General features: G+C 41.2%; 12 protein-coding genes and 1 pseudogene. 11 read left to right on the top strand and 2 right to left on the bottom strand.

All coding sequences use genetic code 11. The annotated features are described in order from the left end of the window. Positions 1-22 precede the first annotated feature (22 nt). Positions 23-901 (top strand): ABC transporter permease, encoded by an 879-nt coding sequence (locus CL176_RS05920; protein ID WP_118990464.1) that lies wholly within the window; start codon positions 23-25, stop codon positions 899-901. A gap of 1 nt (position 902) precedes the next feature. Then, a complete protein-coding gene (locus tag CL176_RS05915; protein WP_118990463.1) occupies positions 903-1,694 on the top strand; it encodes an ABC transporter ATP-binding protein in 792 nt (263 codons plus the stop codon). Positions 1,695-1,750: 56 nt separating this feature from the next. On the opposite strand, the gene CL176_RS05910 is transcribed toward CL176_RS05915, so the two are convergent. Continuing rightward, a complete protein-coding gene (locus CL176_RS05910) occupies positions 1,751-2,929 on the bottom strand; it encodes a helix-turn-helix domain-containing protein (RefSeq protein ID WP_162890851.1) in 1,179 nt (392 codons plus the stop codon). 321 nt (positions 2,930-3,250) lie between these two features. Here CL176_RS05910 and CL176_RS05905 point away from each other — a divergent pair, with 321 nt between their 5' ends. Continuing rightward, a complete protein-coding gene (locus CL176_RS05905) occupies positions 3,251-3,721 on the top strand; it encodes a PTS sugar transporter subunit IIB (protein WP_118990461.1) in 471 nt (156 codons plus the stop codon). A gap of 285 nt (positions 3,722-4,006) precedes the next feature. Here the strand turns inward: CL176_RS05905 and CL176_RS05900 are convergent. Then, a pseudogene (locus CL176_RS05900) lies at positions 4,007-5,445 on the bottom strand (IS3 family transposase). 160 nt (positions 5,446-5,605) lie between these two features. Here CL176_RS05900 and CL176_RS05895 point away from each other — a divergent pair. The 8 genes from CL176_RS05895 to CL176_RS05860 all read left to right on the top strand — a co-directional run bounded on the left by CL176_RS05895 (position 5,606) and on the right by CL176_RS05860 (position 14,962). Further along, the gene (locus tag CL176_RS05895) at positions 5,606-6,223 is read left to right on the top strand and encodes a thermonuclease family protein (protein WP_118990460.1); all 618 of its coding nucleotides are present in this window, start codon (positions 5,606-5,608) and stop codon (positions 6,221-6,223) included. Positions 6,224-6,246: 23 nt separating this feature from the next. Further along, on the top strand, positions 6,247-9,747 hold the full coding sequence (locus CL176_RS05890) for a pyruvate carboxylase (protein ID WP_118991579.1): 3,501 nt from the start codon (positions 6,247-6,249) through the stop codon (positions 9,745-9,747). 14 nt (positions 9,748-9,761) lie between these two features. Next, positions 9,762-10,910, top strand: a complete 1,149-nt coding sequence (locus tag CL176_RS05885) for a CapA family protein (protein WP_118990459.1) — start codon at positions 9,762-9,764, stop codon at positions 10,908-10,910. Between the two features lie 267 nt (positions 10,911-11,177). Next, positions 11,178-12,809, top strand: a complete 1,632-nt coding sequence (locus CL176_RS05880; protein ID WP_118990458.1) for a hypothetical protein — start codon at positions 11,178-11,180, stop codon at positions 12,807-12,809. 58 nt (positions 12,810-12,867) lie between these two features. Continuing rightward, positions 12,868-13,227, top strand: coding sequence for a DUF6568 family protein (locus CL176_RS05875; RefSeq protein WP_162890850.1), 360 nt, complete (start codon positions 12,868-12,870; stop codon positions 13,225-13,227). Positions 13,228-13,543: 316 nt separating this feature from the next. Next, positions 13,544-14,188 carry an amino acid ABC transporter permease gene (locus CL176_RS05870; RefSeq protein ID WP_118990457.1) on the top strand — a complete coding sequence of 215 codons (645 nt, stop codon included), beginning with the start codon at positions 13,544-13,546 and terminating at the stop codon, positions 14,186-14,188. Positions 14,189-14,206: 18 nt separating this feature from the next. Next, a complete protein-coding gene (locus CL176_RS05865) occupies positions 14,207-14,551 on the top strand; it encodes a zinc ribbon domain-containing protein YjdM (protein ID WP_118990456.1) in 345 nt (114 codons plus the stop codon). 210 nt (positions 14,552-14,761) lie between these two features. Continuing rightward, a complete protein-coding gene (locus CL176_RS05860) occupies positions 14,762-14,962 on the top strand; it encodes a LysM peptidoglycan-binding domain-containing protein (RefSeq protein ID WP_162890849.1) in 201 nt (66 codons plus the stop codon).

Genomic DNA, 14,962 nt, shown 5'->3' with positions numbered 1-14,962 from the left:
GATTTGAGGATGGGTAAGTTTTATGGAAGTATATTACAGCGCAGTAGCAGAAGGTGTCTTATGGGGCATCATGGGGCTAGGCCTTTATATTAGTTTTCGTATCTTAAATTTCGCTGATTTGACGAGTGAAGCTTCCTTCACGGCAGGGGCAGCTTTGGGAGTCTTTTTGATCACCCAGGGCTTGCATCCCGTCTTAGCCACCTTGCTGGCGATTTTGGCCGGAATCTTTGCTGGGTGGATTACCGGAGCGTTGACGACCTTTTTTGAAATTCCAGGCTTATTAAGTAGTATTATCACCTTAACGGGTATGTACTCGATTAATTTGCGCATTATGGAGAAGCCTAATTTAAGCTTGCGGGGTTTTGAAACGATTTATGATACGATTAGTCAATGGATTGCTAATGGGACAACGCAAAAATTAGTGCTGGGTTTGGTCTTTGTTGTGATTCTGGTTGCTTTACTAGGCTATTTCTTCCGAACGGACTTAGGCCAAGCCTTAATTGCTACCGGAGATAATGAAATAATGGCGCTTTCCTTAGGCATTAAAGTCAATCAAACCAAAAGACTTGCCCTGATGTTAGCCAATGGACTTATTGCACTCAGTGGGGCTTTAGTGGCTCAATCCAATGGCTTCTCAGATATTTCCATGGGTTCTGGAACCGTAGTAATTGCCATGAGTGCGATTGTCATTGGGGAAGTGTTGTTCCGTAGAGAATTGCGCCTATCCCAACGTTTAGGCACGGTAATTGTTGGGGCGATTATTTACCGCTTAATCCTGGTCTTTGTCCTAAGACTCGGCTTTAATCCAAATGACTTCCGTCTTATTTCCGCAACCGTGCTCGCAATCTTCTTAGCCGTGCCTTCCATTCAACGTCGCTTACGTCAGAGAAAGGGGATTTAAGATGCCACAAACACAAGTCAGCATTCAACAGATTAACAAACAATTCCCGAGTCGAAGCGGCGACCCCATTCACGGCTTGAAGAATCTGAGTTTAGATATCCAAGCCGGAGAAGTAATCGCGGTTATAGGAACCAATGGGGCAGGAAAATCAACTTTATTCAATTGCCTCACGGGACAGTATCCGATTGATTCTGGTGCGATTTATTTAGACGGCAAGCAAGTGGACGGCTTATCACAAGTTGAACGAGCAGCGCATATTGGGCGCGTCTTTCAAGACCCTACAATGGGAACCGCTCCGCGGATGACTGTCTTTGAGAATTTAACCCTTGCCCAAAAGCGGGGCGCAAGTCGTGGTTTAGGCATTTCCCTAACTCAGGAACGCTATCATAATATTCGCGAGTATCTCGCAAGTTTCCGCTTGGATTTAGAGCATCGGATGGATGTTCCCATCGGGAGCTTATCCGGTGGTCAACGCCAAATTATTTCCCTCATTATGGCAACCATTAAGCAACCGAAACTATTACTGCTCGACGAGCATACAGCAGCTTTAGACCCTCGGATTGCCCGCCAAGTGATGGAAATGACTCATACTATGATTAAAGAGCAAGATTTAACCACACTCATGATCACCCACCATCATCAAGACGCCCTTAACTTCAGCGATCGCATTATTGTGATGCATCATGGGCAAATTGTCGACCATTACGACAGCCAAGCAATAAAATCACTCACGACAGCTGATTTATATGCCCGCTTGGAAGATCTTGTCTTAGCAGAAGAAGCTATTTTATAACATCCAAAAAAACGGTTGAGTTACTTCAACCGTTTTTGCCTAAGATAATTTTTAAATTACTGCTGAACTTGGCGGATACGCTTAGCATAAGCCGAGGGGGTTAGGCCAAACTCCTTTGTGAAGGCTCTGGAGAAATATTGGATGGAGCCATAGCCTAAATCGTGCGCAATCTCAGATAGGGTTAGACTTGATTCATGGATTAAGTCCTTGCTACGCTGCAGGCGTACTTGATTTATATACTGCTTAGGCGTAAGTTGACTATATTTCTTGAAAAGACTTTGCACAGTAGAGCGAGAAATATCAAATTCTTCTACCAAATCTTGCACTTCGTTCTTCTCTTCAACATGATTCTCAATATAGGTGGCCATCGCCTGAAATAGTTCACGTTCATAGTTTTCCCGCATAGCCATAGAACTATCAGAATCCTCCGATGAACTGCCTTGTTCACTGAGTAAGAGCAGCAAATGATAGACATTCGCATATACCATATCATTCAGGTAAGGTCGATCATTAGCTTGCAAGTTAGCGCGCAAATGAATATCGTCCACTAAACGCAAGGCTTCTTGACTGAGATGATGAACTTGTTCATAGAGATGCTCAGGTAGATTACTTGCTTGAAATAAAATGGATAAATATTGAGTTATATTCTGCTCAGATGTTTCCACTTGATATACTTCACCGGGTCGGTATAAAATAGCGTCATTTTTCTGCGTAATATAATGCCGCCCATTAATATGATGGTTTAATTGCCCTTGGCTAACAATAACTAATTTATAATAATGACTAATACGTTCTTCAAACTGTGTCTGACTTGATTTGATTTGATTTTCAATCGCATAAATCGTCTCCAGTTTGGAATGTTGGGGCAAATGCTTCGCTATTAATGGAACTTTCGCTTTTAACAGTTGAGGCTTAGCGCTATTATGATGGAGAAGGGTCAACTGACTTTCAGCCGTCAAGGCTAAGGCGTTGAAATATACCTTCTCCTGAATAAAGACCACCGTTTCAAGTAACTGAGTTTCATAAACGGTTGCTTCATTCAATTCTTTCGTAAACAGTAATTGGGCCAAGCCACTTTGCGGGATGATATAAACAGGTTCCTCAAAATAGAAAACCGTCTCACTGCTTTGCTTATTAAGCTTTATCGCTTGTTTCGTTAATTGAGACAAATCAATCGTCGATAATTCAGTCGGCCGCACTAATTTTGTCGTAGTTTCTTGGATTTCGTGTCGCAAATATATCACCTCTCTTTCATTTGTGTTTATTATAACCTAAATGGAATTATTAGGCTAGTTTTTATCTATTTTACGATAAAACGCAGCAATAAAAGCTCCACAATCAATAACAGCTTAGGGTATTTCTTTTAATTTGTATAAGTCATCTTATAACCTCAAATGATACTTATACTTATTACTAAACATTCAGATAAATTCTGTGCATTTAGCATAAATGGTATCCTTAAATGAGAAGCAATTCCATACTTGCTCATTATGACTAATTATCGTAGAATACAATCGTTTCAGTGTTAGAGATTAAAAGTTAAAGGAGAATAGATAATGTCTCAGGCTGTCAAATTAGCCATCGTAGATCACCGCTTTGTCCATGGGCAAATAACCGAGAGTTGGTGTGAGTATGTAGACTCACAATTAGTATTAATAGCCAATGATCACTTAGTCAAAGATAAGACCTTGCAAGGCCTGATGGAAATGTCCATTCATGATGACATTGTGGTTCGTTATAAATCGATTGACAAAGCGAGCAAAAACTTACCTAAACTAGACCCAAGTAAAAATGCAATTTTAATTGTTGAGACAGTTGCAGATATCCTCACCTTATTAGAAGCTGGGGTAGACATAGAGCGACTGGTACTCAGCAGTGCGCTAGATGCAAAAGGGCGCAAGAAAATTGCTTCTGCTATTTATGTGACCGACGAAGAGCTGGCAGGTTTAAAAGCCTGGCAAGAAGAAGGCTTACAAATTGAAATGCGTGAATTGCCGGAAGACCCGGTTGAAAATATAGAATTCTAATAAAAATCTCCCTAAATTATAGTGACCCCAAAAAGTTAGACTAGATTTTATGAAGAGTTACCCCAATAATGGGTAGCTCTTTTTTGTGTTTCTGAAAGATTCAATAAAGATATAAAACTTAAGTTGCTTCAAGGTGACCGATTTCGCAAGAACAGAGAAGCTGCTAATTGACCTAACCAAAACATCTCATCAGACATCCAAGCTTGTCAAGAGGAAGAGCGAAGCGGCTCTTGATAAGTCTGGATGGTTTGTGAAACCATTGAGGTTAGGTGATTTGCGACATGTTTAGGCACTTAAAAGTAATTGTTGTTGTCTGTATTCAACAGGACTTAAATAGCCTAATTTCTCTTTAATCCTATCGTCATTGTAGTAACGAATATAGTCGTGGATAGCTTGTTCCAGTTCCCTACGGCTACGATAAACTTTCCCATAAAACATTTCTTGTTTCATGATGCCGAAGAAGTTCTCCATCGGCGCATTATCTAAACAATTTCCCTTTCGGGACATACTCTGGAAAATCTGATGATCTTTCAATAATTGTTGATAGTCGTTCATTTGATAAGCCCAGCCTTGGTCCGAATGAAAGGTTCGTCTAAATTGGCAATCTTTTGTAGCTTCAACGGCTTCTTCGAAGGCTTCCATCATACTTTCCTTATTAGGTTGTTTTGAGATTTTATAGCTAATGACTTCCAGATTAAACAAGTCAATAAAGGGATCTAAATACAACTTTTTCAATTGATACTGTCCTGAATCATCAGCTTCATAATAATGGAACTCCGTTGTATCCGTCACAATTTTTTGGTGTGGAATAGAACTTGTAAATCTACGATTTAAGCGGTTAGGTGCTTTCTCACCAATATCACCTTGATAGGAGTTGTATTTCCGTGATTTTCGAGTAAATGAGGTCACTTGTAGATTCATTTCTTTCATCAATCGTTGAACTTTTTTCTTATTGACGGTATAACCACGACGACGTAACTCCGCATGAACACGGCGATAACCGTAGTTTTCATGTGCTTGACGAATATCAAGAATTTCTTCTTTTAATGCTTCGTCTTTATTGGGTCTATTCAAACACTCTAATTGATAATAATAGGTTGCCTTAGGAAAATCTAAAGTCTTCAGTATCAGCGTCAAAGAATACTCTGTAGACTCATGGAGATTACGGATGGCCATCACTTCTTGTTGTCGTGTTGCCGCTTGTCTGCTTCCCGCAACCTCCTCAATTCCTTTAAAAATTTATTCTCAATATCTAGCATTTGAATGCGTTCTTCTTGTTCTTTAATGATTTCCTTTAAGGCATCTGGATCACTCGGTAAAGGCGTCTTTTTGGGATTTTGTGGATTCTTTTTCTGTGAATTAGACATGGTAGTTGGCCTCCCTATTGGTCTAGATAAGCCATCAATACCGTCTTCCTTAAAGGCTCGCATCCAATTTGCGATTAAGCTTGGATTATTGATCCCTAATTGGACACCGACTTCGCGATAGCTTAACTCTGTAGTTAAGTACAATTCTATCGCATATAGCTTGGTTTCTAAAGGATAAGACTGTCTTGTTGACTTAACTTGAAGGCCTTCTAAGCCGAAATCTTGATAATTATGGATCCATCGTTTCACTATTGACTGAGCGATTTGATATTTTTTCGCTAAAGTCCTAAATCCGCCTTTTCCAGCTTCGTAGTCAGTATCAATTTGAAGTTTCGTTTCTAAACTATACTTGGTCATAAAAATACCCCCAAAAGTTAGATTTTTTGGTCTAACTTTTGGGGGTCGGCTCAAATCGGGAGATTTTTTGTATATTTTGAGAAGATTCTCTTTTAAAATATGCTATACTGTAGTAAGCTTAGCGAAATGAAAAATAAATTAGAAAAAAGTAGGTGTTTAAGTGAGTCAGCATTCCTCAAAGCAAGAAGGAACACGTAAGCAAGAATCCAAATCGTCGTTAATGCTATCTATACTTATTGTAATACTTATAGCGGTCTTCTCGCCTGAATTATTGGATTTTGATTATACCAAGGACCAGGTTAGCGATCCTGAAATGACTGAAATTATTCAAGCCTTCGATGGCAGTAATTATGACGTTCTACCTGAATTGAAACGTATACCTGTTGACTTTGTTCGTGCCCAAGACGGTGACACGATTACCGTCAAGCTCGGAGACGATGATATTCGGGTACGTTATTTAATGATTGACACGCCAGAAATGAACTATAATCAAGCAGAAGGGCCAGAGCCGTATGCTGAGGCAGCTTTAAAGCGTAATCAGCAATTATTGGAGGAGGCCGAGCAGGTGTATGTTGAACTGGATATTGGTCCAGCTACCGATGATTATCACCGACTCTTAGCCTATGTTTACGCTGATGATGTATTAATCAGTGAAAAGTTGCTTCAAGAAGGTCTTGGCACAGTTCGCTATTTCAATCCGCCGAATAATTCCTATGAAGAACTATTGAGATCAGCCCAGGAAGAGGCTGAAGCCGCTTCGCTTAATTTATGGCAGTAATATTGGGAGGTAAGTAAATGTCAATGAATCGTATTAATAAAGTGTTAATTGCAAACCGTGGGGAAATTGCGATCCGCATCATTCGTGCGTGTCAAGAAGTAGGCATCCAAACAGTTGCGATTTATTCTAAGGAAGATGTAGGTTCCTTGCATCGCCAAAAGGCTGATGAGTCCTATTTAATCGGGGAAAGTTTATCACCAACCGATGCCTATTTAGATATTGAAGGTATTATTAGCTTAGCCAAAGCCAAGCATGTGGATGCAATTCACCCAGGCTACGGCTTCTTAAGTGAGAACGAAACCTTTGCCCGTCGCTGTCAAGAAGAGGGCATCATCTTTGTTGGACCTGAATTAAAGCACTTGGATATGTTTGGCAACAAAACCCGCGCCCGTGAGACCGCATTAGCTGCCGGCCTACGAGTAGTGCCTGGTTCAGAAGGCAAAATTTCCAGTCTGGATGAAGTTCTTGCCTTTGGTGAAGAACATGGCTATCCCCTCATTATTAAAGCTGTAAGTGGTGGGGGCGGAAAGGGTATGCGGATTGTTCAAGCAAGTGAGGATGTTCCCGAAGCATACGAACGTGCGCGCTCAGAAGCTTTAACCAGTTTCGGTAATGACGAATTATATATTGAACGCTATATTACCAATCCGAAACACATTGAGGTGCAAATTCTAGGTGATACCCATGGCAATATTATTCACCTTTATGAACGGGATTGCTCGATTCAAAGACGCCATCAGAAAGTCGTTGAAGTAGCCCCATCCTTTAGTTTAAGCGATGATATGCGCCAACAATTAGCTGGCGCTGCGATTCAATTAATGGAGTATGCTGAATATGTTAACGCTGGAACGGTCGAATTCTTAGTCTCAGGCGATGAATTCTTCTTTATTGAAGTTAACCCCCGCATTCAAGTAGAACATACCATTACCGAATTAATCACAGGGGTAGACTTAGTTAAGGCCCAACTGTTAATCGCTGATGGGCAAAATCTTTTTGGTGAAATTATTAGTATCAATAGCCAGGAAGAAATCACAACTAATGGCTATGCCATCCAATGTCGGATTACGACTGAAGATCCCCAGAATAATTTCGCACCAGATTCAGGAACCATTATCGGTTACCACTCTCCGGGCGGGGCTGGGGTACGTCTCGATGCTGGGGACGCTTATGGCGGAGCGGTTATTACCCCGTACTATGACTCTTTATTGGTGAAAATCTCAACTTACGCAACCACTAAAGATGGTACCATCGATAAGATGCGCCGGGCACTGGATGAAATTAGTATCGTTGGTTTAAAGACTAATATTCGCTTCTTACAGAATATTATCCAACACCCAACCTTCATTGTTGGTGACTATTCGACGACTTTTATCGATGATAATCAGGAATTATTCGATTTCCTCCCACCAAGAAACCGTGGGAATAAAGTTCTCAAATACTTAGCCAATGTAACGATTAATGGCTTCCCAGGGGTCGATAAGGACAAGCAACCACAATTTGCCAAGCGTGAGGTACCAACCTTACCAGGACGTCCTCAAAGAATTCACCGGGAATCTCGCAATAAACAAGGGAATCCGTGGTCAGCTAAATATGAAACAGACATTGATCGTACTTTCAAACATATCTTAGATCAAGACGGGCCGGACGCCGTGGTTAAGGCCGTGCTTAGTGAGCAGAATGTCTTACTTACCGATACAACCATGCGGGATGCACATCAATCCGTCTTAACGACGCGTTTGCGGACGATTGATATGACCACCATTGCGCCATTTATAAATGAAACCATGCGGGACTACTTCTCCCTTGAGATGTGGGGCGGAGCTACCTTTGATGTGGCTTATAATTTCCTCAGAGAAAGTCCTTGGCACCGTTTACAAGAGTTGAGAAAGTTAATCCCGGATATTCCTTTCCAAATGCTTTTACGTGCTTCCAATGCTGTGGGTTATACGAACTATGCTGATAATGTTGTCCAGAACTTTATTAAGGTTAGCGCCCAAGAAGGCATTGACGTCTTCCGCATCTTCGATTCCTTGAACTGGATCGAATCGCTAAAATTACCTATCGACACGGCCTTAGAAACAGGCAAGCTTGTTGAAGGAACGATTTGCTATACCGGGGATATATTGAATCCTGAACGATCTAAAGTGTATACCCTTGATTATTACGTCAAGATGGCCCGAGAGCTTGAGAGTCTTGGGGTTCATTTGCTAGGCATTAAAGATATGTCAGGCATCTTAAAACCAGAAGCAGCCCACCAATTAATCAGTGCCTTGAAAGATGAAGTCTCTATTCCGATTCATCTGCATAGTCATGATACCGCAAGCAATGCTATTCAAACTTATTCACGAGCCATTGATGCAGGCGTGGATATTGTGGATACTGCCAACGCTGCCTTATCCGGTCAGAATGCCCAGCCTGATGGCAATGCTTTATTCTATGCCCGTCAAGGAACGGATCGCCAAGTCAACGTGAATGTGAAAGCAAATGACGTCATGGAGAACTATTGGAAAGTCACGCGCAGCTATTACAAGCCTTTTGAAAGTGATTTAACAACTACTTGGACTAAAGTCTATGACTATGAAATGCCTGGCGGCCAGTACAGTAACTTGGCTATGCAAGCCCAGTCTGTAGGCTTAGGTGAACGCTACAGTGAAGTGTTGGATATGTACCACCGGGTAAACTTGCTCTTTGGTGACATTGTGAAGGTAACGCCTTCTTCGAAAGTTGTCGGGGATATGGCTCTGTTTATGGTTCAGAATGATTTAGATGAAGAAAGTGTTTATACTGAAGGGCAACACCTTAGCTTCCCTGATTCAGTCGTTTCCTTCTTCAAAGGTGATATTGGCCAGCCAGCTGGTGGTATGAATGAACGGTTACGCGATGTGGTCTTAAAGGATCTTGCTTACTATACTGACCGTCCAGGTAACCATATTGAACCTTATGACTTTGAAGCTAAAGACGATGAATTCCGTGATTTAATCTATAAAGACATTGATCAAACCTCGCGTTTAAGTTACGCCATGTATCCTAAAGTATTCAAGGATTACTTAAGCTTTGTAGAAGATTTCGGTGATGTGAGTATTATTGAAACCCCAGCCTTCTTCTACGGCTTAGAAGTGAACGAGCCACTGGTTGTTGAACTAGAACCAGGTAAGACGTTACTCGTTGAATTAACAAGTATCGGCCCGGTTAAAAGTGATGGCCACCGAACCGTATACTTTAAATTGAATGGTTTACCTGAAACTGTTGAAATTATGGATCTGAACGTTGACTTAGGTGTAACCGTTAAGCCGAAAGCTGATAAAGCGAACGAGAAGCATATTGGTGCTTCGATGCCAGGAACGGTGTATAAGATTGAAGTCAAAGAAGGCGACAGTGTTCAACAGAACCAAACACTCTTAATCACTGAAGCGATGAAGATGGAAACTGCTATTAAGGCGCCTGAAGCTGGCACCATTAAACGTATTCATGTTCAAGAAAAAGACAGTATCAGTGCAGGAGACCTTTTGGTCGAATTTGAATAATGTAGGAGATTGACATGAAGAAATTTGCTCAAAACTTTAAAATAAGCTTCCTTTTGTTATTGAGTATACTCTTTGTTGCCTGCCAAGGGCAGAATACCGCAGTCGATGAGAGCTCTGCTAGCAGTGAAAGCCAAGAAGTCGTAAGCTTCGAAGAACCGGATCCAGCGGTAGACCAAACGGTCACCATTCGCTCCATCGGCGATATCTTAATTCATGACACCGTCTATCAAGCCGCTTATACAGGCGATGGTTATGACTTTTCGTCAATGTTTGCACCGGTTGCTAAATACATTGGGGGAGCAGATATTACTACCGCAAACTTGGAAGTCATTGCAGCCGGGAACCAATTAGGTGTCTCTAGCTATCCTTTCTTTAATGCACCCGAAGAAATTATTGATGCCTTGCAAGATGTCGGCGTAGATATTGTTAATAACGCCACCAACCATACCCTTGACTTTGGGGCAGAAGGGGCCCATGCTTCTATCGATGCCCTGCAAGAACGGGATATGATGTATTTTGGAAGTTATGACAGTTGGGAAGATTATAATACGCCACGTATCATTGAAGTGGGCAATGTAAAAGTTGGCTTCTTATCTTATGCCAATGACGCTAATGGTAATTATATTCCTGAAGACGAGCCGTATCTCTTTACGCAAATTGATCAAGAGTTAATTCCACTTGAAATTGAACGGATTAATGAGATGGTTGATATTTCCATTGTGAATTACCATATGGGACAAGAATATGAATACTATCCGAATGAATGGCAAGAGGAGAACTTCCAACTCGCTTGGGATGCCGGCGCAAATTTCGTGCTCGGAGGCCATCCACACGTCTTGCAACCTTTCGCACAACCGAATGAGAGTCAAGGGGGAATTTACTCCCATGCTAATTTCCTCTCAGGCCAGTATGAAGTAGATACGAAACTTGGTGGGATTATCGAATACACTTTCCGCGTTAAAGGGGAAGATGTAACCTTAGAAGGCATGCGTTTCATGCCGACCTATAACTTAGGTCTGCCCGAGTCAGCCCAATACCTTGTTGTGCCACTTGCCGAAGCAGCCGATTATGGTTTCTGGGATGCCGATTATTACTTTGATGTCCTGACAGAGCGTATGACAACTTATACCGATAACGTAGAAGTCGTCCCATATTTAGATTAAGGCAGGAATCTGACCCCTAGCAAAAAACGGCTAGGGGTTATCTTTTTTGGGATGATAAGTGCTATTTTTAGGGAAATGGGTGTTTTGATAAAAAATGCAATAAGTATATTTCTTGCAAGTATATTATAATAACATAAAATATAACCTGATATTAAAGCATTAAGGAAATCTTTCTTTAAACATTTTCACTATTTTTCATTTTAATACATGGTTTTCTGCCTTAATTTGCGTATATGTAAGTAGACACTTTTTTTAAGGAGGAAAACCATGAAAAAACTTCAAAAACTTAGTCTGATTCCTTTATTACTTGCCGGAAGCCTATCACAACCGATCGATGTCCAAGCTGCTGAGGAGCAGGGCGTGGCGAACTTGAACTTGCAAAATGAGCGGGGCGCTTGCTTAATTACGCTATCAGGGCAAAACCCTCACGAAACTGAGCAAACCCTTCAAAAAGAACTAGCCTTGGAAGAAGTTCAAGAACGTCTTGAAGCGCTAGACTTAGCCTACCAAGAACTTAATGCCGAGATTTATCAATTAGAAAATGAAGGAGAAACTTCCTTAGCATCAGCTCAAGCGCAAATGGATGTACTTTTGGAGGAACTATATGATTGGTATTGGCATAATGATGAGAATTTCCCCAATTTACATCCGGACGAGCAACTCCAGCTGATTGAACAAGATGAACAAGTCCAAAGCTGGCAAACTTATTTGCAACAGATTGAGCAATTAATCCATGAACGGGTAGCAGAACGAGACATCATCAAGAAAGATTACGATCAGGCCGTCTATGAATACGAGAATTTATTGAGTGAGCCTTTGGATGAGACGAGTCCTTTCGACAGTGAATATAATCAATGCTTGCTTTATCCGTACTCTGTGGAACATATTCCTGCTGAGCAAATTTTAATCGATCAAGACACGCTCCCATTGGAGAATTACTTGGTCCAAATCGATCAATATTTGAGCAAGCTCGTCCCCCAAGCATATCGCCAAGTACGCTTTGAAGATATTTACGCAAGTTATCAGCGAGCTGTCGCTCAAACAGCGGACGAGGAACTGATTCCTTATGAAGGAGAATCGGCTTATTTGACGGATGAAGCCATTGAAAAGCTCTCTTTCAAAGAAAAGCTGACCTTAACCGATGTAGAAAAGCAAGCCCAAAGAGCCGCTAAATTATATCAAGGGAATCGCCAAATTGAATTAGTGGAAGACGCCTTCCTGCAATTAATTGAGGTAAAGGAAAAGCAATTTGCTTATTTCTATGAAATTAATGCAGCCAGTTTCGGGAAGATTCAAGATCACCTAGTGAATTACTTAAATGAACACCAGCTAAATGATGACGCATCCATCCAACAAGTCCAACAGCTCCACCGTCGTTATCAAATGAAATTGGTCTTCTTGAATGAGGATGGCAGGTGGCGGGTGAATAATAGTTATGGCAGTGGCTTCTCTGAGGATATGTCCGGTAAAGATTTCAGCTTAACAGACGACGCTGATTTAGCTCTAGAGGAAGTTGGTCCCAAAGGGGAAAGCGGTGACTTGGACGAGATTGCGGTATCCCTTGGTGAAGAAGATGATGACTTTATCAGCAAGCCTCAAGCTCGCCACTTGGATTACTTGAAAAACCGATTAAACCGTCCGAAAGAACGAACGGACATTAAAGACCTACCTAAACCGAAGGATAAAGATACTTTGGCTGCGATGGCAAGCGATTCGAGTGATTCGAGTCAGCCGAAAGGGCAGGGCAAAGGAAGTATTTCACTACCAGATACAGGGGAAACACGTATTTTTACTTACTTAGGCTTAGGCATCATTATCATCGGCTGTATTCTCCTACTAGTCAATTTAAGATTAAGGCGCAAGGAACGGGAAACGAAAGATGATATTGACTTGCTGTAGCATATTGCTATCTATTTATGAACAATTGAGCTAAAATATAGAAAAGGAGCGTGTTAAGATGAATTCAGAAAGATTTGAGCAATTAATTGCAGATCACTTTGAAGAAGTTGGACCTGAAGCAGCGCAAGAAGCGATTGAGTCAGGTGAGGAGACCATTTTATTTGTAGGCCGTTCTACTTGTCCTTATTGCCAGAAATTTCTTCCTAAGCTCAGTGCTGTGGTTAAAGAAGCGAATCGCCCGGCTTATTTTCTCGATTCAGAAAAACCTGAGCAATTGGACGAAGTTAATGCTTTACGAGAAACCTACGATATGAAAACTGTCCCAAGTTTACTCTATAGTCAAGGCGACACCATTAGTGTGCGCAGTGACAGCAGTATGTCTGAGGATGAAATCAAGGATTTTATCCAATCAGCATAATTTTTTCTTAACCAATTTTAATTTAGCATTGACTTTCCCAACGGATTGGCCTAGAATAACTCTAAGTCATCGATGAACTGGAGAGTAGGTAATTGTTGAAATAGAGCGATGCAAGGACGGTGGAAGCTTGCAAGGATGCAATTATTGAACCGCACCAAGGAGATCAGAGAGTGTTCGACACTTTCTCGTGTAACAGCGTTAATGTTAAGAGGGTAAGCAGTCGCTTACTGAATTAGAGTGGTACCACGTATTCAACGTCTCTATACTCATCTATGGGTGGGTATAGAGAATTTTTTTGTTAAGGATGTGATAAAATATGCAAATTATTGCGGAGTATTTCCCCTTATTTATTGATGGAACAGTTTACACTATCTCGCTAGCTTTCGCTTCGGTGATTCTATCCTTGCCTTTAGGGGCTTTAATGGCTTTAGGACGCCTATCTAGCAATCGTTTCTTTAATACCATTTGCCGTTTCTATGTAGAGGTTATTCGGGGGACGCCTTTACTTGTGCAAGTATATTTAGTATACTTTGGCTTGCCGATGTTTGGCATTTATTTAGATGACTTTGTTTCAGCTGTTATGGCGATTACTATTAATTCTACAGCCTATATGAGTGAAATTATGCGGAGTGGGATTCAAGCCGTTGACTCAGGCCAAACAGAGGCCGCTAGAGCACTTGGCTTAAATCAATCTACTACCTTCCGCAAAATTATTCTACCCCAAGCCGTCAAGAATATTCTGCCAGCGATTGGGAATGAATTTGCGGTGTTAATTAAGGAGACGTCCATTGTCTCGGTTTTAGGTATTCGTGACTTAATGTTCGCCTCTGATACTGTACGTGGAGCAACGTATACAACGTTTACGCCCCTATTATTTGCTGCTTTAATTTATTTTATTCTGACGTTTACAGTATCTCAGCTGATGAATCGCTTAGAGAGGAAACTTGCTCAATCCGATTAATGATGAAGGAGACTAGACATGGAAACAAACCTACCAAATTGCCTACAATGTGATTCTGATTTGACTTATACGGACGGCGTTATGTATATTTGCCCGATATGTGCCCATGAATGGACCGACGCTGATATGTCAGCAGCTGAAGAAGCCTTGCTGATCCGTGACGCTAACGGAAATGTCCTTGAAGATGGAGACACAGTTACCGTTATTAAAGATTTGAAGTTGTCGGCTACTCAAACGATTAAACAAGGGACCAAAGTTAAAGGCATCCGCCTTGTGCCAGACTCTGCTGACGGTCATGATATCGACGCTAAAGTTGATGGTGTAGGCCGCGTTGGGTTAAAGTCTGAATTTGTGAAGAAATAATTTAAGCGTCAATTACTAAGTAATCATTAGTGATTGACGCTTATTTATATTTAAATTTTAGCTCATTCCAATTCTAAATTTAGCCCGCTTAGGCCTTGGAAAGTGAACACGAGAAGTTTGGAGGATGTATCATTTACCGATAAAAGAATGAATTTTAATAATGAAAATATGCATCGCACTAAACTTTATAAAAGAAAAGGGCAGTGGGTTATGCCGTCCGTATTACTTGTCGCATTGACGGCAATTGGTATGGTCGCTAACGCTGTAGCTGCTCATGAATTACCAACTTCACACCAAGTTCAAGCCGGTGATACCTTGTATTCTATCGCCACCAAAAATGGCATGGCAGTATCTGAGTTACAATCATTAAACGGTCTCAACTCAACTCTATCTATCCAGGTACCAGCTTAA

It is taken from the genome of Suicoccus acidiformans (assembly GCF_003546865.1).
In the GTDB taxonomy this organism is placed as follows: domain Bacteria; phylum Bacillota; class Bacilli; order Lactobacillales; family Aerococcaceae; genus Suicoccus; species Suicoccus acidiformans.
The sequence above is the reverse complement of the archived record's forward strand: the minus strand, read 5'-3'. Positions and strand labels throughout refer to the sequence as shown.

Coding starts and splice junctions, on each gene's coding strand:
- CL176_RS05920 (WP_118990464.1), top strand. CDS start 23: ATGGAAGTATATTACAGCGCAGTAGCAGAAGGTGTCTTATGGGGCATC.
- CL176_RS05915 (WP_118990463.1), top strand. CDS start 903: ATGCCACAAACACAAGTCAGCATTCAACAGATTAACAAACAATTCCCG.
- CL176_RS05905 (WP_118990461.1), top strand. CDS start 3,251: ATGTCTCAGGCTGTCAAATTAGCCATCGTAGATCACCGCTTTGTCCAT.
- CL176_RS05890 (WP_118991579.1), top strand. CDS start 6,247: ATGAATCGTATTAATAAAGTGTTAATTGCAAACCGTGGGGAAATTGCG.
- CL176_RS05885 (WP_118990459.1), top strand. CDS start 9,762: ATGAAGAAATTTGCTCAAAACTTTAAAATAAGCTTCCTTTTGTTATTG.
- CL176_RS05880 (WP_118990458.1), top strand. CDS start 11,178: ATGAAAAAACTTCAAAAACTTAGTCTGATTCCTTTATTACTTGCCGGA.
- CL176_RS05875 (WP_162890850.1), top strand. CDS start 12,868: ATGAATTCAGAAAGATTTGAGCAATTAATTGCAGATCACTTTGAAGAA.
- CL176_RS05870 (WP_118990457.1), top strand. CDS start 13,544: ATGCAAATTATTGCGGAGTATTTCCCCTTATTTATTGATGGAACAGTT.
- CL176_RS05865 (WP_118990456.1), top strand. CDS start 14,207: ATGGAAACAAACCTACCAAATTGCCTACAATGTGATTCTGATTTGACT.
- CL176_RS05860 (WP_162890849.1), top strand. CDS start 14,762: ATGCCGTCCGTATTACTTGTCGCATTGACGGCAATTGGTATGGTCGCT.